Annotated in this window: 15 protein-coding genes and 1 other RNA gene; 7 read left to right on the top strand and 9 right to left on the bottom strand. The window is 55.1% G+C overall.

All coding sequences use genetic code 11. The features are described from left to right. Window positions 1–69: 69 nt before the first annotated feature. From gcvP to IB214_RS03925, 7 genes are all read right to left on the bottom strand, one after another. Window positions 70–2,943, bottom strand: coding sequence for an aminomethyl-transferring glycine dehydrogenase (gcvP, locus tag IB214_RS03955; RefSeq protein WP_117342628.1), 2,874 nt, complete (start codon window positions 2,941–2,943; stop codon window positions 70–72). 127 nt (window positions 2,944–3,070) lie between these two features. Further along, entirely contained in the window at window positions 3,071–3,460 is a 390-nt protein-coding gene (gene gcvH, locus IB214_RS03950; protein WP_045447282.1) for a glycine cleavage system protein GcvH, read from the bottom strand. 24 nt (window positions 3,461–3,484) lie between these two features. Beyond that, window positions 3,485–4,579 carry a glycine cleavage system aminomethyltransferase GcvT gene (gene gcvT, locus IB214_RS03945; RefSeq protein WP_115257536.1) on the bottom strand — a complete coding sequence of 365 codons (1,095 nt, stop codon included), beginning with the start codon at window positions 4,577–4,579 and terminating at the stop codon, window positions 3,485–3,487. A 451-nt stretch (window positions 4,580–5,030) separates the two neighbouring features. Further along, window positions 5,031–6,233, bottom strand: a complete 1,203-nt coding sequence (ubiI, locus tag IB214_RS03940; protein ID WP_096755789.1) for an FAD-dependent 2-octaprenylphenol hydroxylase — start codon at window positions 6,231–6,233, stop codon at window positions 5,031–5,033. Between the two features lie 122 nt (window positions 6,234–6,355). Then, the gene (gene ubiH, locus IB214_RS03935) at window positions 6,356–7,534 is read right to left on the bottom strand and encodes a 2-octaprenyl-6-methoxyphenyl hydroxylase (protein WP_115257535.1); all 1,179 of its coding nucleotides are present in this window, start codon (window positions 7,532–7,534) and stop codon (window positions 6,356–6,358) included. Further along, the gene (gene pepP / locus IB214_RS03930; RefSeq protein WP_117342629.1) at window positions 7,531–8,847 is read right to left on the bottom strand and encodes a Xaa-Pro aminopeptidase; all 1,317 of its coding nucleotides are present in this window, start codon (window positions 8,845–8,847) and stop codon (window positions 7,531–7,533) included. Before pepP ends, ubiH begins: the two co-directional genes overlap by 4 nt. 26 nt (window positions 8,848–8,873) lie before the next feature. Next, on the bottom strand, window positions 8,874–9,452 hold the full coding sequence (locus tag IB214_RS03925; protein ID WP_135911444.1) for a YecA family protein: 579 nt from the start codon (window positions 9,450–9,452) through the stop codon (window positions 8,874–8,876). A gap of 166 nt (window positions 9,453–9,618) precedes the next feature. Here IB214_RS03925 and zapA point away from each other — a divergent pair, with 166 nt between their 5' ends. The 3 genes from zapA to IB214_RS03910 all read left to right on the top strand — a co-directional run bounded on the left by zapA (window position 9,619) and on the right by IB214_RS03910 (window position 10,789). Next, window positions 9,619–9,948: a cell division protein ZapA gene (zapA, locus tag IB214_RS03920; protein WP_096755784.1), complete on the top strand. Its 330-nt coding sequence runs from the start codon at window positions 9,619–9,621 to the stop codon at window positions 9,946–9,948. Between the two features lie 41 nt (window positions 9,949–9,989). Next, window positions 9,990–10,173: non-coding RNA, 6S RNA (gene ssrS, locus IB214_RS03915), on the top strand. A gap of 19 nt (window positions 10,174–10,192) precedes the next feature. Continuing rightward, window positions 10,193–10,789, top strand: a complete 597-nt coding sequence (locus IB214_RS03910) for a 5-formyltetrahydrofolate cyclo-ligase (RefSeq protein WP_117342630.1) — start codon at window positions 10,193–10,195, stop codon at window positions 10,787–10,789. Between the two features lie 96 nt (window positions 10,790–10,885). On the opposite strand, the gene serA is transcribed toward IB214_RS03910, so the two are convergent. Both serA and rpiA read right to left on the bottom strand, forming a co-directional pair. Further along, window positions 10,886–12,118: a phosphoglycerate dehydrogenase gene (serA, locus tag IB214_RS03905; RefSeq protein ID WP_096755782.1), complete on the bottom strand. Its 1,233-nt coding sequence runs from the start codon at window positions 12,116–12,118 to the stop codon at window positions 10,886–10,888. A 273-nt stretch (window positions 12,119–12,391) separates the two neighbouring features. Continuing rightward, window positions 12,392–13,051, bottom strand: a complete 660-nt coding sequence (gene rpiA / locus IB214_RS03900) for a ribose-5-phosphate isomerase RpiA (protein WP_168246943.1) — start codon at window positions 13,049–13,051, stop codon at window positions 12,392–12,394. 170 nt (window positions 13,052–13,221) lie between these two features. Here rpiA and argP point away from each other — a divergent pair, with 170 nt between their 5' ends. The 4 genes from argP to scpB all read left to right on the top strand — a co-directional run bounded on the left by argP (window position 13,222) and on the right by scpB (window position 18,276). Then, window positions 13,222–14,115 (top strand): DNA-binding transcriptional regulator ArgP, encoded by an 894-nt coding sequence (argP, locus tag IB214_RS03895; protein WP_003825477.1) that lies wholly within the window; start codon window positions 13,222–13,224, stop codon window positions 14,113–14,115. Window positions 14,116–14,347: 232 nt separating this feature from the next. Next, window positions 14,348–16,492, top strand: coding sequence for a methylmalonyl-CoA mutase (gene scpA / locus IB214_RS03890; RefSeq protein ID WP_096755780.1), 2,145 nt, complete (start codon window positions 14,348–14,350; stop codon window positions 16,490–16,492). Then, complete coding sequence (gene meaB / locus IB214_RS03885; protein ID WP_117342631.1) at window positions 16,485–17,480, top strand: methylmalonyl Co-A mutase-associated GTPase MeaB; 996 nt, start codon at window positions 16,485–16,487, stop codon at window positions 17,478–17,480. The genes scpA and meaB overlap by 8 nt, the downstream gene beginning before the upstream one ends. Window positions 17,481–17,490: 10 nt before the next feature. Then, window positions 17,491–18,276, top strand: coding sequence for a methylmalonyl-CoA decarboxylase (scpB, locus tag IB214_RS03880; protein WP_096755778.1), 786 nt, complete (start codon window positions 17,491–17,493; stop codon window positions 18,274–18,276). Window positions 18,277–18,283 lie beyond the last annotated feature (7 nt).

The following is an 18,283-nucleotide window of genomic DNA, read 5'->3' as shown; positions in this document are numbered from 1 at the left end:
CAGATATGAAAAAGCCGGGAGGCGGCTTCGCCTTACCCGGCCTATACACTGCTTTACTACGCGGAAAAGTTACTGATATTCGCTCATCGGCACGCAGGAGCAGAACAGATTACGGTCACCGTAAACGTCATCAAGACGTTTCACCGTTGGCCAGTATTTATTTGCCACGCCAGCCGGGAACACCGCAATTTCACGGCTGTAACCGTGATTCCACTCCGCCACCAGCTCGTTCTGGGTGTGCGGCGCGTTAACCAGCGGGTTATCTTCCAGTGGCCACTCGCCTGCTTTCACACGATCGATCTCTGTGCGGATTGCCAGCATCGCATCAATAAAGCGATCTAATTCCACTTTACCTTCAGATTCCGTCGGCTCCACCATCAGCGTACCCGCTACCGGGAACGACATGGTTGGCGCATGGAAACCGTAGTCGATCAGGCGCTTGGCAATATCCAGCTCGCTGATGCCGGTCTCTTCTTTCAGTGGACGAATGTCGAGAATACACTCGTGCGCCACACGGCCATCGCGACCAGTATACAGCACCGGGTAGGCATCTTTCAGACGGCTGGCAATGTAGTTGGCATTCAGAATTGCCACCTGGCTTGCCTGCTTCAGACCTTCTGCGCCCATCATGCGGATGTACATCCAGCTGATTGGCAGAATGGAGGCGCTACCGAACGGTGCGGCAGATACCGCGCCCTGACGGGTGAGCATGCCTTCAATCTGTACCACACTGTGACCCGGCACAAACGGTGCGAGATGCGATTTAACGCCGATCGGCCCCATACCCGGGCCGCCGCCGCCGTGCGGAATGCAGAAGGTTTTATGCAGGTTGAGGTGTGAAACATCCGCGCCGATAAAGCCTGGCGTGGTGATACCGACCTGAGCGTTCATGTTCGCGCCATCGAGGTAAACCTGGCCGCCGAACTGATGCACGACTTCGCATACTTCACGGATCGTTTCTTCGTACACGCCGTGGGTGGATGGATAGGTCACCATAATGCAGGACAGGTTTTCACCCGCCTGCGCCGCTTTTTCGCGCAGATCGCCAAGATCGATGTTGCCGTTTTTATCACAGGCCACCACTACCACCTGCATTCCCGCCATCTGGGCGGAAGCTGGGTTAGTACCGTGAGCAGAGGCCGGGATCAGGCAGATATCGCGATGACCTTCGTTACGGCTTTCGTGATAGTGACGAATCGCCAGCAGGCCCGCATATTCACCCTGTGCGCCGGAGTTCGGCTGCATGCAGACGGCGTCATAACCGGTCAGTTTTACCAGCCACTCAGAAAGCTGACCAATCATCTGCTGATACCCTTCCGCCTGCTCAGGTGGGCAGAACGGGTGCAGTTCAGCAAATTCAGGCCAGGTGATAGGGATCATCTCGGCGGCCGCGTTCAGCTTCATGGTGCAGGAACCCAGTGGGATCATTGCCTGATTCAGCGCCAGATCTTTACGTTCCAGCGAGTGCATGTAGCGCATCATCTCGGTTTCGCTGTGGTAGCGATTGAACACCGGATGACTCAGGATCGCATCATCACGCAGCATGTTGTCCTGAATAGAACGGCTGTCGAGCGCCACGTCTTTATCCAGCGTATCGATGTTCAGGCCGTGGCTGTCGCCCAGCAGAACATTAAACAACTGCACCACATTTTCACGGGTGGTGGTTTCGTCGAGCGTAATGCCTACGGCGTTATGAATATCGCTGCGCAGGTTGATTTCTGCCGCTTCGGCACGCGCCAGCACGGCCGCTTTATCAGCGACTTCGACACACAGGGTGTCAAAGTAGTGCGCATGACGCAGCTTCAACCCTTTCTGTTGCAGACCCGCGGCCAGAATATCGGTCAGGCGGTGGATGCGGTTCGCAATGCGCTTCAGTCCGACTGGACCGTGGTAAACGGCATACAGGCTGGCGATGTTTGCCAGCAGTACCTGCGAGGTACAAATATTGGAGTTCGCTTTCTCACGGCGGATATGCTGCTCGCGAGTCTGCATCGCCATGCGCAGAGCGGTATTACCTGCGGCATCTTTGGAGACGCCGATAATACGGCCTGGCATGGAACGTTTGAATTCGTCTTTGGCAGCAAAGAATGCCGCGTGCGGGCCGCCGTAACCCATCGGTACGCCAAAGCGCTGAGCGGAGCCGAAAACAATGTCCGCGCCCTGTTTGCCCGGCGCAGTCAGCAGAACCAGCGCCATAAAATCGGCCGCTACGCTGACCACCACTTTACGCGCTTTCAGTTCAGCAATCAGCGCGCTGTAGTCGTGAACTTCACCGGTAGTGCCCACTTGTTGCAGCAGCACCCCGAAGACATCCTGGTGATCCAGCGCTTTTGCTGCGTCGTCAACGATGACATCAAAGCCGAAGGTTTCCGCACGGGTACGGACAACATCCAGCGTTTGCGGATGAACATCAGACGCCACAAAGAAGCGGTTGGCGTTTTTCAGTTTACTGACGCGTTTTGCCATCGCCATGGCTTCGGCAGCCGCGGTGGCTTCATCCAGCAGAGAAGCGGAAGCCATATCCAGACCGGTCAGATCCAACGTCACCTGCTGGAAGTTAAGCAGTGCTTCCAGACGGCCCTGGGAGACTTCTGGTTGATACGGCGTATATGCGGTGTACCAACCCGGGTTTTCCAGCATATTACGCAGGATAACCGGCGGTAACTGCACGGCGGTATAACCCATGCCAATGTAGGACGTGAAGCGCTTGTTACGCCCGGCGATGGCTTTTAACTCTGCCAGCGCAGCGTATTCGGTCGCCGCCTCGCCCACCTGTGGCGGGGTTGCGAGCTGAATGTCTTTCGGCACAATCTGGCCGATCAGCGCGTTTAACGACTCGGCGCCAACCGCATTCAGCATTTCTTGCTGCTGCGCGGCGTCCGGTCCGATATGGCGTTCAATGAAAGCGCCGCTGTTTTCAAGCTGGCTTAACGTCTGTGTCATGGGCGATGGTTCCTGAAACGTGCAGTGAATCGTGATTGTCTCTAACTCAATTGCCCGGTGGCGCTGACGCTTACCTGGCCTACATAAAACCGTAGGCCGGATAAACGCAGTGCCATCCGGCACAATCTTATTCGTCTTCCAGTAATGCCTCGTACGCAGTGGCATCCAGCAGTGATTCGATTTCGCTTTCGTCGCTGGCTTTGATCTTGAAGATCCAGCCGCCGGTATACGGCTCGCTGTTCACCAGTTCCGGGGAGTCGCTGAGCGCGTCATTCACCGCCACAATCTCACCGCCCACTGGCGCATAGATATCGGAAGCCGCTTTTACGGATTCCGCAACCGCGCAGTCGTCGCCCGCGCTAACAGTGGCACCCACTTCTGGCAGGTCAACGAACACCATGTCACCCAGCAGTTCCTGAGCATGTTCGGTGATCCCTACGGTGTAAGAGCCGTCTGCTTCTTTGCGCAGCCATTCGTGTTCTTTACTGTATTTCAGTTCTGCTGGTACGTTGCTCATCAATCAATCTCCAAAAAGGATGAATCACGCGACGGCTTTGCCGTTACGCACAAAAACAGGTTTAGTCACTTTTACCGGCATTTCACGGTTACGGATCTGCACGATTGCCGTCTCGCCTATACCCGCAGGTACGCGCGCCAGTGCAATGCTGTAGCCCAGCGTCGGAGAGAACGTACCACTGGTGATAATGCCTTCATGCGCATTGCCCGCCGCATCGGTGAAACGCACCGGCAGTTCATTACGCAGTACGCCTTTCTCGGTCATTACCAGGCCAACCAGCTGCTGGTGACCTTTTTCACGCTGCATTTCCAGTGCTTCGCGACCAATGAAGTCGCGGTCAGCCGGTTCCCACGCGATGGTCCAGCCCATGTTGGCGGCCAACGGAGAAATACCCTCGTCCATTTCCTGGCTGTACAGGTTCATACCGGCTTCCAGACGCAGCGTATCGCGCGCGCCCAGACCACATGGCTGTACGCCTGCGTCGACCAGCGCACGCCAGAAATCCGCGGCTTTTTCATTCGGCAGGGCAATTTCATAGCCTGCTTCGCCGGTATAGCCAGTGGTGGCGATAAACAAATCACCCGCCTGCACGCCAAAGAACGGCTTCATGCCTTCTACCGCATGGCGCTGTTCTTCAGTAAACAGCGTGGCGGCTTTAGCCTGAGCATTCGGTCCCTGCACCGCAATCATCGACAAGTCATCACGAACGGTGATGTCGATAGCGTAAGGTTCAGCGTGTTGGGTTATCCAGGAGAGGTCTTTTTCGCGGGTGGCGGAGTTAACAACGAGGCGGAAGAAATCTTCAGTGAAGTAGTAGACGATCAGGTCATCAATCACACCGCCCGACGCATTGAGCATACCGGAGTAAAGGGCTTTACCGGTTTTCGTTAGCTTCGCGACGTCGTTTGCCAGCAGATAACGCAAGAACTCCCGGGTGCGACTGCCGCGCAGGTCGACGATGGTCATGTGCGACACATCAAACATACCGGCATCGGTGCGAACAGCGTGGTGCTCGTCGAGCTGAGAACCGTAATGCAGAGGCATCATCCAGCCATGGAAATCAACCATGCGCGCGCCGCATAGCGTGTGTTGTTCGTACAAAGGAGTCTGTTGAGCCATCTTTTCCTCGTTGAATAAGCGGGGCTATCAACTCTTTCGCGGTGAAATGTTCACCACGAAACCCAGCACCGCAGCCGCTCCGGGGGCTGCGACGCAAACGTTCTCTTTGTCTTGAACTTACCACTGAAACAGACGCTAAACCATAAGGCAAAATTAACCATCACATTAGCTTATGGCTAAAAATGCCCAGATCAACGACAGAATAAAAAACCAATTAACCGCCATAAAATCAGAACAACAGATAGATAAAACGAAACAAATCGTCATCAATCCATATTAAATGTGGAAAAAATGTCAAAAATGGCGTTATGAGAAAATAGTAATATTAAAAAAACTAATGCGAAAAGAAGCGTGAAATTAGATTATTTCAAATGAGAGAAGCATCCCGGCGCGCAGGCCGGGAGAGGAAAGTGTGACGGGTCTCAAACTCTTAAAATTGTCCTGACGGACGTTAGCGCAACCACTCAGGAAGATCGTTTAATCCCATCGCCTGACGGATGAGTTGTGGTTTTACGCCTGGCAGGGTATCGGCCAGTTTCAGACCAATATCACGCAGCAGTTTCTTCGCTGGGTTCGCGCCAGCAAACAGTTCACGGAACCCCTGCATACCGGCCAGCATCACCGCTGCACTGTGCTTACGGCTACGCTCGTAGCGACGCAGATAGAGGTACTGACCGATGTCTTTCCCCTGGCGTTGCAGACGTTTTAGCTCATCAATCAGCTCCGCAGCATCCATAAAACCGAGGTTAACCCCCTGTCCTGCCAGCGGATGGATGGTATGTGCCGCATCACCGACCAGCGCCAGGCGGTGCGCGGCAAACTGGCGGGCATAGCGCCCCGTTAGCGGAAACACCTGACGTTCACTCTCAACGCGACATAGTCCCAGCCGATTATCAAAGGCGATATTCAGCGCCTGATTAAACGCGTCAACACTTGCCAGTTGCATGCGCTCTGCTTCCTGCGGCGAGAGTGACCAGACGATAGAGCACAAATGCGGATCGCTGAGCGGTAAGAACGCCAGAATGCCTTCGCCATGGAACGCCTGGCGGGCAACTGCACCGTGCGCGTCCTCGGTACGAATGGTTGCCACCAGCGCATGATGGCGATAATCCCAGAAGGTCAGCGGGATATCCGCTTTGTTACGCAACCAGGAGTTTGCGCCGTCCGCGCCAATGACCAGGCGCGCAGTCAGCATCGAACCATCCTTCAGGGTCAGAAAAGCTTCGTTCTCCCCCCAGGCCACTTGCTGAAGTTCTGCCGGAGCCATTAGCGTAATATCCGCCGACTGCTGCGCCTTTTGCCACAGCGCGTAGTGGACCACCGAATTTTCAACGATATGTCCTAAATGGCTATAGCCCATGCTTTGGTCATCAAATTCGATGCGCCCAAAGCTGTCTTTGTCCCAAACTTCCATCCCGTGGTAACAGCAAGCCCGACGGGCGACAATGTCTGACCATACGCCAAGACGGGTCAGTAGTTTTTCGCTGGCGGCGTTAATGGCCGACACGCGAAGCTGAGGAGGTGCATCCGCCGCCAGAGGCTGCGGAACATGTTGTTCTAATACGGCAACGCGTAACCCGCTGCCCTGCAAGCCGCAGGCAACCGCCAGTCCCACCATGCCGCCACCAACAATTGCTACATCAACACTTTGCACTGTTTGCTCCTGAAAACGGGACTATCAAATACCGTAGGCCGGATCAGGCGAAGCCGCCATCCGGCATGATTGCCATTGCATTTTCCTGATGGCGCTACGCTTATCAGGCCTACTGGCTATATTTATCGCGCGACCCAGCCCAGGGTCCGCTCCGCCAACGCATCGCGGGCTGGCGTCAATAATTCCATCGCCATAAGACCCACGTTACGTCCAACAACCAGCGGTGCCCAGCGATTGGCAAACAGATACACCAGGCTGTTGGTCACGCCAATCGTTGTTTCGCGATCGGTCTCACGACGCTGCTGATAGCGCGACAGCACCGCATAATCACCCACGTCTTCGGCTGCAAACTGTGCCTGCGTCAACGTTTCGGCAAGGCTCATGACATCGCGCAGGCCGAGATTAAAACCTTGGCCGGCAATAGGATGCAGGGTCTGCGCCGCATTGCCCACCAGCACGGTGCGATGGCTAATCGCCTTCACCGCGGTGGTTAAAGACAGCGGATAGGCGCTACGTTGACCGGCTTGCGTAATGCGCCCAAGCCGCCAGCCAAACGTCGTTTGCAGTTCGCGACAAAACTGTTCGTCAGACCAGGCCATGATCTCATCTCGCTTTTCCAGCGGATGACACCACACCAGCGAGCAGCGCCCTTCTGACATCGGTAACATGGCCAGCGGGCCATGCTGCGTGAAACGTTCAAACGCTCGTCCGTTATGCGGGACGGAGGTGGTAACGTTGGCAATCACCGCCAGTTGTTCGTAAGGCTGCTGCTGCCAGTCAACGCCGCAGGCGGTCGCCAGCGCAGAGCGTGTGCCGTCAGCGGCTACCAGTACACGACCGGTAATCACCTCGCTATTCTCCAGCGTGACCTCAACGTGCTGCTGGGTGCGCGACACGCTGGCCACCCGGTCAGGGCAATGTAGCGTGACGCCGCGCGCTTTGCGCAACAGCGCAAACAGACGCAGCCCGACGTCATGCAGTTCCACCACCTGACCCAGCGCAGGAATACGGTATTCCTGTGCATCAAGCGTCACACACCCGGCATGTCCACGGTCGCTGACGTGCACCGTTTTGATCGGGGTTGCGCAATCGGCAATGGCCTGCCAGACGCCAATTCGCGCCAACTGCTGGCAGGTGCCTGCGGCCAACGCAATCGCCCGAGCGTCAAATCCCGGATGGCGGTCAGTATCCGGCTCGCTCGCTTCAATAAGATGGACCGGCAGCGTCCCATGACTCAGCTCTGAAATAGCCAGCGCCAGAGTCGCTCCAACCATACCACCACCGACAATAATCACGCTCATTTCAGTCGCGCCGCAGCCATCAGTGCTTCAATATCATCCGCCTTTTTCACTACGCTGGCGGTGAGGTTTTCATTACCGTCTTCGGTAATCAGGATGTCATCTTCAATACGAATGCCAATTCCGCGATAAGCCGGTGGTACGTCGGCGTCCGGCGCGATATACAGTCCTGGCTCGACGGTAAGCACCATCCCCGGTTCGAGGATACGCGAGCGATCCTGGCCATAAACGCCAACGTCGTGGACATCCAGCCCCAGCCAATGGCTCAGGCCATGCATAAAGAAAGGACGCTGCGCGTTGTCGGCAATCAGTTGATCGACATCGCCGTGCAGAATACCCAGTTTTACCAGACCGGTAATCATGATGCGCACCACCTCTCCCGTCACCTCCTGGATGGACGTCCCCGGACGATACAAACGCAGGCTGGTTTCCAGTGACTCCAGCACGATGTCATAGATCTCGCGCTGGGCGGGAGTGAACTTCCCGTTGACCGGGAAGGTGCGGGTAATGTCGCCAGCGTAACCTTTGTATTCGCATCCGGCGTCAATCAGCACCAAATCGCCATCGCGCATTTCACTTTCGTTTTCGGTGTAATGCAGGATGCAGCCGTTTACACCGCTGCCGACAATGGTGTTATAGGAAGGATAACGCGCACCATGACGGGTAAACTCATGATGGATCTCCCCTTCCAGCTGATACTCGAACATTCCCGGACGACATTTTTCCATCGCGCGGGTATGCGCCAGCGCGCTGATTTCACCGGCACGACGCATGATTGCTATTTCTTCCGGCGATTTGAACAGGCGCATCTCGTGCACCATCGGACGCCAGTCGATAATCGCCGCAGGGGCTTTCATATTTTGTCTGGCGCCTTTGCGCAGCTTATCCATCGCCGTAAACACAATCTCATCCGCCCAGGCATATTCGCCCTGGGCGTGGTACACCGTGTCCAGACCGTTAAGCAACTGATGCAGTTGTTGGTTGATTTCGCTGAACGCTAACGCCCGATCAACACCCAGTTTCTCGGGGGCAGCATCTTGTCCCAGACGGCGACCAAACCAGATCTCCGCCGTCAGGTCACGTACCCGGTTGAACAAAACGCTATGGTTATGAGTGTCATTACTTTTAATCAGCACCAGCACGGCTTCAGGTTCGTTAAAACCGGTGAAGTACCAAAAGTCGCTGCTCTGGCGGTACGGATATTCACTGTCCGCACTGCGCGTCGCTTCTGGGGCCGCGAAAATCAGCGCAGCGCTGCCTGGCTGCATGTGCGCCAGTAATGCCTGGCGACGGCGTAAGTATTCTTGCTGAGTCATAACACTCTCCCTGGCGTTCTCGTTACTTAGTGCAGTGTCGGTTTACGTACTTCCGGCGCGGTCGGTTGCTGACGCGTAAACGTGTCATGGCACAACAGCGCAGCAACACGCACGTACTCGATGATCTCTTCAAGCGACATTTCCAGCTCTTCCTGATCTTCGTCTTCGTCATATCCCAACTGGGCGATATTGCGCAGGTCGTCAATCGCTTCGCCGGTTTCGCCGGTCACTTTGTCGAGCTTGGGCTGCGTAACCCCGAGGCCCAGCAAAAAGTGATTGACCCAGCCCGCCAGCGCGTCGGCACGATCGAACACGCTAACGCCGTCGCCTTCAGGCAGATAAAGCTGAAAAAGGAAGCCGTCGTCTTCCAGGGCGTCGCTGGTCGCCGCGTGCATTTTGATCAGTGCCTGAGCCAGCTCATGGCCAAAGGCCAAACCTTCGTTGGTCAGGTCGTGCAACAGCGGCTGCCATGAGCTGTCGTTGTTGCCGCCGCAAATCATCCCGCTGATCAAACCGTGCATTTCGGCCGGGGTTAATCCAGCCCCTTGTTGGTTCAAAAACTGGCTAACATCGGTGTAACCAGGCATTTCGTTCTGTATGGACATAAGCATTCGTCATCAAAGGGAGGATATTCATGTTATGCTACCACTTTGGGCCCTGGTGGACCAGAAAAGGGCTTGTATGTTCATACCAGGGTAGCTATAGTGTCGCCCCTTCGCGGACCCAAGGTCTGGAGACGAAGGCAGCGCAGTCAATCAGCAGGAAGGTGGCATGTCTGCACAACCCGTCGATATCCAAATTTTTGGCCGTTCACTGCGAGTGAATTGCCCGCCTGAACAACAAGATGCGTTGAATCAGGCTGCGGACGATCTGAATCAGCGATTGCAAGATCTGAAAGTTCGCACTAGAGTCACAAATACTGAGCAGCTAGTTTTCATCGCCGCGTTGAACATCAGCTATGAATTAACTCAGGAAAAAGCGAAGACGCGTGACTACGCGGCGAGCATGGAACAACGTATTCGGATGCTACAACAAACCATTGAACAGGCGTTGCTTGATCAGGGTCGCATAACCGAAAAAACGGGCCAAAACTTTGAATAACACTTTTCGGTTTACTGTGGTAGAGTGACCGTGAAGACAAAATTTCTCTGAGATGTTTGCAAGCGGGCCAGTCCCCTGAGCCGATATTTCATACCACAAGAATGTGGCGCTCCACGGTTGGTGAGCATGCTCGGTTCGTCCGAGAAGCCTTAAAACTGTGACGACACATTCACCTTGAACCAAGGGTTCAAGGGTTACAGCCTGCGGCGGCATCTCGGAGATTCCCTTCTACCTGGCAACAGCCATGACACTACTTTCTGAACTTCCTTTATCCCGGCAAGAAATTCGTCAACTGATTCGGCAACGTCGCCGTGCGCTAACGCCTGAGCAACAACGCCATTTCGGTCAGCAGGCCGCGAGCAGAATGCTGAGCTTCCCCCCTGTTGTACTCGCCCACACCGTGGCGGTATTTCTCTCTTTTGATGGCGAACTTGATACTCAACCGCTGATCGAACAACTGTGGCGTGCGGGCAAGCGTGTCTATCTCCCGGTTCTACATCCGTTTAGCCGCGGTAATTTACTGTTTCTGCACTATCATCCGCACAGTGATCTGGTAACTAACCGACTCAAAATCCAGGAGCCGCGACTCGATGTGCGCGACGTTTTGCCGTTATCAAAGCTGGATGTATTGATTACGCCGCTCGTGGCGTTTGATGAAGACGGACAGCGCTTAGGCATGGGCGGTGGTTTTTACGATCGCACGTTACAAAACTGGCAGCAGCATCAGATCCAGCCGGTGGGCTACGCACATGATTGCCAGCGAGTGGAGAAGTTACCGGTCGAAGAGTGGGATATTCCGCTGCCCGCGGTGGTAACACCGTCAAAAGTATGGGAATGGTAGCCTTGAATTGCCAGATGGCGCTACGCTTATCAGACCTACGAATCATCTCGTAGGTCGGTTAAGACGCAGTCGCCACCCGGCACGATGTACCAATAATTAGTACAGCATACGCGCGCGAATCGTTCCCGGAATGGCTTTCATCGCCAGCAGCGCTTTCTCCGCCACATCCTCATCTGCCTCGATATCAATAACCACATACCCCACCTGCGCGGAAGTTTGCAGATACTGCGCGGCAATGTTAACGCCCTGCTCGGCAAAGATTTGGTTCAGCGCGGTCAGCACGCCTGGTCGGTTTTCGTGAATGTGCATCAGACGACGACCACCGTGCAGCGGCAGCGACACTTCCGGGAAGTTAACCGCCGACAGCGTAGAGCCGTTATCGGAATACTTCGTCAGCTTACCTGCCACTTCCAGACCAATGTTTTCCTGCGCTTCCAGCGTTGAACCGCCGATGTGCGGCGTCAGGATCACGTTGTCAAAATCACACAGCGGAGATGTAAACGGATCGCTGTTGCTCGCCGGCTCCGTCGGGAAGACGTCGATTGCTGCGCCAGCCAGATGCTTAGTGGCTAACGCATCGCACAGCGCAGGAATATCAACAACCGTGCCGCGCGCGGCGTTGATCAGCAGCGCACCCGGCTTCATCAGGGCAATCTCTTGTGCGCCCATCATATTCTTGGTGGAGGCATTTTCCGGCACGTGAAGGCTGACCACATCGCTCATATTGAGCAGGTCGGAAAGATGCTGTACCTGGGTGGCGTTACCCAGCGGAAGTTTGTTTTCAATATCATAGAAATAGACGTGCATCCCCAGCGATTCCGCCAGAATGCCCAACTGGGTACCAATGTGGCCGTAACCAATAATCCCCAGTTTTTTGCCACGCGCTTCAAAAGAGCCGGTAGCCAGTTTGTTCCACACGCCACGGTGCGCCTTAGCGTTCGCTTCCGGCACGCCGCGCAGCAGCAGCAACAGTTCGCCAATTACCAGTTCGGCAACGGAGCGGGTGTTAGAGAATGGTGCGTTAAACACGGGGATCCCGCGTTTTGCCGCCGCACCCAGATCAACCTGATTGGTGCCGATACAGAAGCAGCCTATCGCGACCAGTTTCTCTGCGGCGTCAATCACATCTTCAGTCAGATGAGTACGGGATCGCAGGCCAATAAAATGGGCATCACGGATGGACTCTTTCAGCTGTTCAGTGTCCAGAGCGCCTTTGTGAAACTCGATGTTGGTGTAACCTGCCGCACGAAGGCTTTCCAGTGCTTTTTGATGCACACCTTCAACCAGCAGAAACTTAATCTTTTCTTTCTCCAGTGATACCTTTGCCATTTCCCCGACCCTGTCTTTTTTTAGTTCAATCTGATGTGTTGTGTGTGGGATTTTCATCCGCCTCTTCAACATATCAAAAAAAAATATTGCGGCAATATGAACGTTTGCGTCGTCGTGCTGAAGAAGTGTCATTCAGCGGGAAATGTCAGAGTAAAATTCTGGTGATAACTTTTTCTTTGGAGGGATCGGCAGGACAATATTGTAAACGTGACACAAGTCACCAAATTTGCCCTGCCAAAATTTTTTTAACGACAGAAGATCCCGGTCGTCAGATCATTTTACGATAGTTTTCACGCCATCTGCTGTGCCGATCAGCGCAACGTCCGCCCCACGGTTGGCAAACAGACCCACGGTCACAACGCCCGGGATTGCGTTGATGGCGTTTTCCATCGCCACAGCGTCAAGGATCTCCAGACCGTGCACGTCAAGGATGACGTTGCCGTTATCAGTAATCACACCCTGACGGTATTCAGGACGACCGCCCAGCTTCACCAACTGACGAGCAACCGCACTACGCGCCATCGGGATCACTTCTACCGGCAGCGGGAAGTTACCCAGAATATCGACTTCTTTGGACGCGTCGGCGATGCAGATAAATTTCTTAGCGACGGAGGCAATGATCTTTTCGCGGGTCAGCGCTGCGCCGCCGCCTTTGATCATTTGCATGTGACCGTTGATTTCGTCCGCGCCATCAACGTACACGCCAAGGCTGTCCACTTCGTTAAGATCGAACACGTGGATACCGAGGCTTTTGAGTTTTTCAGTGGAAGCGTCCGAACTGGACACTGCGCCTTCAATCTGACCTTTCATGGTGCCCAGCGCATCAATAAAGTGTGCGGCTGTTGAACCGGTACCTACGCCCACAATGGTGCCGGGCTGTACATACTGAAGTGCCGCCCATCCTACTGCTTTTTTCAGTTCATCCTGCGTCATGATCGTTTCGCCTGTGGTGTGAATGTGGTGTGGAAATTCACGCGCATTATAGAACATTGCGTAGAAAAATGTCCCCACACCCGCTCGCAGACGGCGGATTTCGTCTGTACCCAACCTAAAATTGTGTCATAGTGCAGAACACGCAAAAATATCAGGAGTACGTCAGAGCAATGAAACGTCCGGACTACAGAACACTACAAGCACTGGATGCAGTTATTCGTGAACGGGGATTTGAGCGCGCTGCGCAAAAGCTATGCATCACACAATCCGCGGTTTCACAACGCATAAAACAGCTTGAGAATATGTTCGGACAACCGCTGCTGGTGCGTACCGTACCGCCTCGCCCAACCGAGCAAGGGCAAAAGTTGCTGGCACTGTTGCGTCAGGTTGAACTGCTGGAAGACGAGTGGCTGGGAGATGAACAAACCGGCTCGACGCCGCTGCTGCTCTCCCTGGCCGTCAACGCCGACAGTCTGGCCACCTGGCTACTCCCGGCGCTGGCCCCTGTGCTGGCAAACTCACCGATTCGTCTGAACCTGCAGGTTGAAGATGAAACACGCACTCAGGAACGCCTGCGTCGCGGTGAAGTGGTGGGCGCGGTGAGTATTCAACATCAGGCGCTACCAAGCTGTCTGGTGGATAAACTCGGCGCGCTGGACTACCTGTTTGTCGGCTCAAAACCTTTTGCCGAGCGCTACTTTCCGAATGGCGTCACCCGTTCTGCCCTGCTAAAAGCGCCGGCGGTTGCGTTTGACCATCTCGACGACATGCATCAGGCTTTTCTGCAACAAAACTTCGATCTGCCACCGGGCAGCGTGCCGTGCCACATCGTTAACTCGTCGGAAGCCTTTGTGCAGCTGGCGCGCCAGGGGACAACCTGCTGCATGATCCCACACCTGCAGATCGAGAAAGAGCTGGAAAGCGGCGAGCTTATCGACTTAACGCCAGGCCTGTTCCAGCGTCGGATGCTCTATTGGCATCGCTTTGCACCGGAAAGCCGCATGATGCGCAACGTCACCGATGCGCTGCTGGCCTACGGACACAATGTGCTGCGTCAGGATTAAAGCATTTATTGCCCCTGAGTGCCGGATGGCGGCGTAACGCCTTATCCGGCCTACAACCTTATACCCTCTTTTCATGCTATTCCCGCCACGTCTTTGAAATCCATCACAAAATAAAACACGCCACGCGGCAAAAAACGACGTCTTATTGGCTATTTTTTGCTGGCGACAAGCCAGCTGAAAAAGCTCACCGTATTCGCAAAGATTCAACTTATTGCGTAATACGGAGCAAAAAATGGCCAATATGCAGGCGTGGCAAACGCTCGCCAACAAGGAACTCAGCCGACGGGAAAAAACCGTCGACTCGCTGGTAAAACAGACGGCAGAAGGGATTGCCATTAAGCCGCTGTACACCGAGGCTGATCTCGACAACCTGGAAGTGACGGGCACCCTCCCCGGCCTGGCGCCTTACGTTCGTGGCCCACGCGCCACCATGTATACCGCGCAGCCGTGGACTATTCGCCAGTACGCCGGGTTCTCTACCGCCAAAGAATCTAACGCGTTTTATCGCCGCAATCTCGCCGCCGGACAAAAAGGGCTTTCCGTCGCCTTTGACCTCGCCACCCATCGCGGCTACGACTCAGATAACCCGCGCGTGGCAGGCGACGTCGGCAAAGCGGGCGTGGCTATAGATACCGTCGAAGATATGAAGGTACTGTTCGACCAGATCCCACTGGATAAAATGTCGGTATCCATGACCATGAACGGCGCGGTACTCCCGGTGATGGCGTTTTATATCGTGGCAGCGCAGGAGCAAGGCGTCGCGCCAGAGCTGCTCACTGGCACGATACAAAACGATATTCTGAAAGAGTACCTGTGCCGTAACACCTATATTTACCCGCCCAAGCCCTCTATGCGCATTATCGCTGACATCATCGCCTGGTGTTCTGACAATATGCCGCGCTTTAATACCATCAGCATCAGCGGATATCACATGGGTGAAGCGGGTGCCAACTGCGTGCAGCAGGTGGCGTTTACCCTGGCCGACGGGATTGAGTACATCAAGGCCGCGCTGTCCGCCGGACTGAAAATTGATGATTTCGCCCCACGACTGTCATTCTTCTTCGGCATTGGCATGGATCTGTTTATGAATGTCGCCATGCTGCGCGCCGCGCGTTATCTGTGGAGCGAGGCGGTCAGCGGTTTTGGCGCCACCAACCCAAAATCCCTGGCGCTACGTACCCACTGTCAGACCTCCGGCTGGAGCCTGACCGAGCAGGATCCGTACAACAACGTGGTGCGCACCACCATCGAGGCGCTGGGTGCAACCCTGGGCGGTACTCAGTCTTTGCACACCAACGCCTTTGATGAAGCGCTCGGCCTGCCGACTGACTTTTCTGCCCGCATCGCACGCAATACGCAGATCATCATTCAGGAGGAGTCGGAGATCTGCCGCACCGTCGATCCGCTGGCCGGATCGTATTATGTGGAGTCGCTGACCGATCAGATCGTTAAGCAAGCACGGGCGATCATCGAACAGATCGATGAAGCGGGTGGAATGGCGAAAGCGATAGAAGCGGGGTTACCAAAACGGATGATCGAAGAAGCTTCCGCCCGCGAACAATCACTCATCGACCAGGGCCAGCGCGTTATCGTTGGCGTGAACAAATACAAGCTGGATAAAGAAGACGCCACGTCGGTATTGGAAATCGACAACGTCAAGGTGCGCAACGAGCAGATTGCCTCGCTGCAACACATCCGCGCGACCCGTGACGATATTGCGGTGAAAGCCACGCTGAAAGCTTTGACCCACGCAGCGCGGCACAATGAAAACCTGCTCGCCGCCGCAATAGATGCCGCGCGCGTTCGCGCCACGCTGGGTGAAATCTCTGACGCACTGGAGTCCGCTTTTGACCGTTACCTGGTACCCAGCCAGTGTGTTACCGGAGTGATTGCGCAAAGCTACCACCAGTCTGAAAAATCCGCCGACGAGTTTGACGCCATTGTTGCGCAAACTGAAAAATTTCTCGCCGATAACGGCCGCCGCCCGCGCATTCTGGTCGCTAAGATGGGTCAGGACGGTCACGATCGCGGCGCCAAAGTGATCGCCAGCGCCTATTCCGATCTCGGTTTCGATGTTGACCTCAGCCCGATGTTCTCCACGCCGGAAGAGATCGCTCGCCTGGCGGTAGAAAACGATGTGCACGTGGTTGGCGCCTCTTCACTGGCGGCGGGTCATAAAACGTTGATCCCCGAACTGGTGGCGGCGCTCAAAAGCTGGGGGCGCGAGGACATTTGCGTGGTAGCCGGCGGCGTCATCCCACCGCAGGATTACGCCTTCCTGCAAGCGCGCGGTGTCGCCGCTATTTATGGTCCCGGTACGCCGATGCTCGACAGCGTACGCGATGTATTAACCCGCATTGGTCAGCACCATGATTAGCAGCGCCACGCTGGCTGATAGCATCCAGCGTCTACGTTTGGGGGAGCGCGCCACGCTCGCCCAGGCCATGACGCTGGTCGAGAGCCAGCATCCGCGTCATCAGCTACTCAGCACACAGCTGCTGGACGCCATTATACCGTTCACCGGTAACGCCCTGCGTCTGGGCATTACCGGTACGCCGGGCGCGGGGAAAAGCACCTTTCTGGAAGCCTTTGGCATGCTACTGATCCGTAAGGGATTGCGGGTGGCGGTGATCGCTGTCGATCCCAGCAGTCCGGTCAGCGGCGGTAGCATTCTGGGCGATAAAACCCGTATGACGGAACTGGCGCGTGCGGATGCCGCGTTTATTCGACCGGTTCCTTCCAGCGGGCATTTGGGCGGTACCAGCCAGCGCGCCCGGGAATTAATGCTGCTGTGCGAAGCGGCAGGCTTCGACGTAGTGATCGTCGAAACCGTCGGCGTTGGGCAGTCCGAAACAGAAGTCGCCAGCATGGTTGATTGCTTTCTCTCGCTGCAAATAGCCGGCGGTGGTGACGATCTGCAGGGCATCAAAAAAGGCATCATGGAGATGGCTGATCTGGTCATCATCAACAAGGATGACGGGGACAACCGCGCCAACGTAGCCATCACCCGCCATATGTATGATTCCGCCCTGCACATTCTCCGCCGCAAGTATGACGAGTGGCAGCCGCAGGCTCTGGCCTGCAGCGCGCTGGAAAAACGCGGCATTGAAGAAATCTGGCAGGCCATCATCGATTTTAAAACATGCCTTATAGCCAGCGGGCGGCTGGAAAAAGTCCGCCAGCAGCAGGCGGTGGACTGGTTACAGAAACAGGCCGAAGAAGAGGCGCTGCACCTGTTATTTTCCTGCACTGATTTCGATCGCTATTTCCAGCAAACGCTGCGCTCGGTCAGGAACAATGATCTTTCGCCACGTACCGGCCTGCGACACATCAGCGAATTTATCCAACATCATTACTTTGATTAAAGAGAACATTATGTCCTATCAATACGTCAACGTCGTCATCATCCAGAAAGTCGCGGTCATTGAATTCAACTATGCCCGCAAGCTTAACGCCCTGAGCAAAGTGTTTATTGACGATCTTATGCTGGCGCTGAACGATCTCAATCGTCCAGAAATTCGCTGTATTATTCTGCGCGCACCGAGCGGGGCCAAAGTGTTCTCTGCTGGACATGATATTCATGAACTCCCTACCGGACGTCGCGATCCGCTGTCCTATGACGATCCGCTGCGCCAGATCACCCGCATGATCCAAAAGTACCCGAAACCTATTATCTCGATGGTTGAAGGCAGCGTCTGGGGCGGTGCATTCGAGATGATCATGAGTTCCGATCTCATCATCTCTGCCGAGACCTCGACGTTCTCGATGACGCCGGTCAATCTCGGCGTGCCGTATAACCTGGTGGGTATTCACAACCTGACCCGTGATGCGGGTTTTCATATCGTCAAAGAGCTGATTTTCACCGCCCTACCGATTACCGCCCAGCGCGCGCTGGCGGTAGGTATTCTCAACCATGTGGTCGCCGTCGACGAGCTGGAAGATTTTACTCTGCAAATGGCGCATCACATCTCAGAAAAAGCGCCGCTGGCGATTGCCGTGATCAAAGAAGAACTGCGCGTGCTGGGCGAAGCGCACACCATGAATTCCGATGAATTTGAACGCATCCAGGGCATGCGCCGTGCGGTTTACGACAGCAATGACTATCAGGAAGGGATGAATGCGTTTTTAGAAAAACGGAAACCGAATTTCGTCGGCCATTAATCGCGGT

This window comes from Citrobacter sp. C1, assembly GCF_014596895.2.
Lineage (GTDB): Bacteria > Pseudomonadota > Gammaproteobacteria > Enterobacterales > Enterobacteriaceae > Citrobacter > Citrobacter gillenii.
The sequence above is the reverse complement of the archived record's forward strand: the minus strand, read 5'-3'. Positions and strand labels throughout refer to the sequence as shown.

Coding starts and splice junctions, on each gene's coding strand:
- gcvP (WP_117342628.1), bottom strand. CDS start 2,943: ATGACACAGACGTTAAGCCAGCTTGAAAACAGCGGCGCTTTCATTGAA.
- gcvH (WP_045447282.1), bottom strand. CDS start 3,460: ATGAGCAACGTACCAGCAGAACTGAAATACAGTAAAGAACACGAATGG.
- gcvT (WP_115257536.1), bottom strand. CDS start 4,579: ATGGCTCAACAGACTCCTTTGTACGAACAACACACGCTATGCGGCGCG.
- ubiH (WP_115257535.1), bottom strand. CDS start 7,534: ATGAGCGTGATTATTGTCGGTGGTGGTATGGTTGGAGCGACTCTGGCG.
- pepP (WP_117342629.1), bottom strand. CDS start 8,847: ATGACTCAGCAAGAATACTTACGCCGTCGCCAGGCATTACTGGCGCAC.
- IB214_RS03925 (WP_135911444.1), bottom strand. CDS start 9,452: ATGTCCATACAGAACGAAATGCCTGGTTACACCGATGTTAGCCAGTTT.
- zapA (WP_096755784.1), top strand. CDS start 9,619: ATGTCTGCACAACCCGTCGATATCCAAATTTTTGGCCGTTCACTGCGA.
- IB214_RS03910 (WP_117342630.1), top strand. CDS start 10,193: ATGACACTACTTTCTGAACTTCCTTTATCCCGGCAAGAAATTCGTCAA.
- serA (WP_096755782.1), bottom strand. CDS start 12,118: ATGGCAAAGGTATCACTGGAGAAAGAAAAGATTAAGTTTCTGCTGGTT.
- rpiA (WP_168246943.1), bottom strand. CDS start 13,051: ATGACGCAGGATGAACTGAAAAAAGCAGTAGGATGGGCGGCACTTCAG.
- argP (WP_003825477.1), top strand. CDS start 13,222: ATGAAACGTCCGGACTACAGAACACTACAAGCACTGGATGCAGTTATT.
- scpA (WP_096755780.1), top strand. CDS start 14,348: ATGGCCAATATGCAGGCGTGGCAAACGCTCGCCAACAAGGAACTCAGC.
- meaB (WP_117342631.1), top strand. CDS start 16,485: ATGATTAGCAGCGCCACGCTGGCTGATAGCATCCAGCGTCTACGTTTG.
- scpB (WP_096755778.1), top strand. CDS start 17,491: ATGTCCTATCAATACGTCAACGTCGTCATCATCCAGAAAGTCGCGGTC.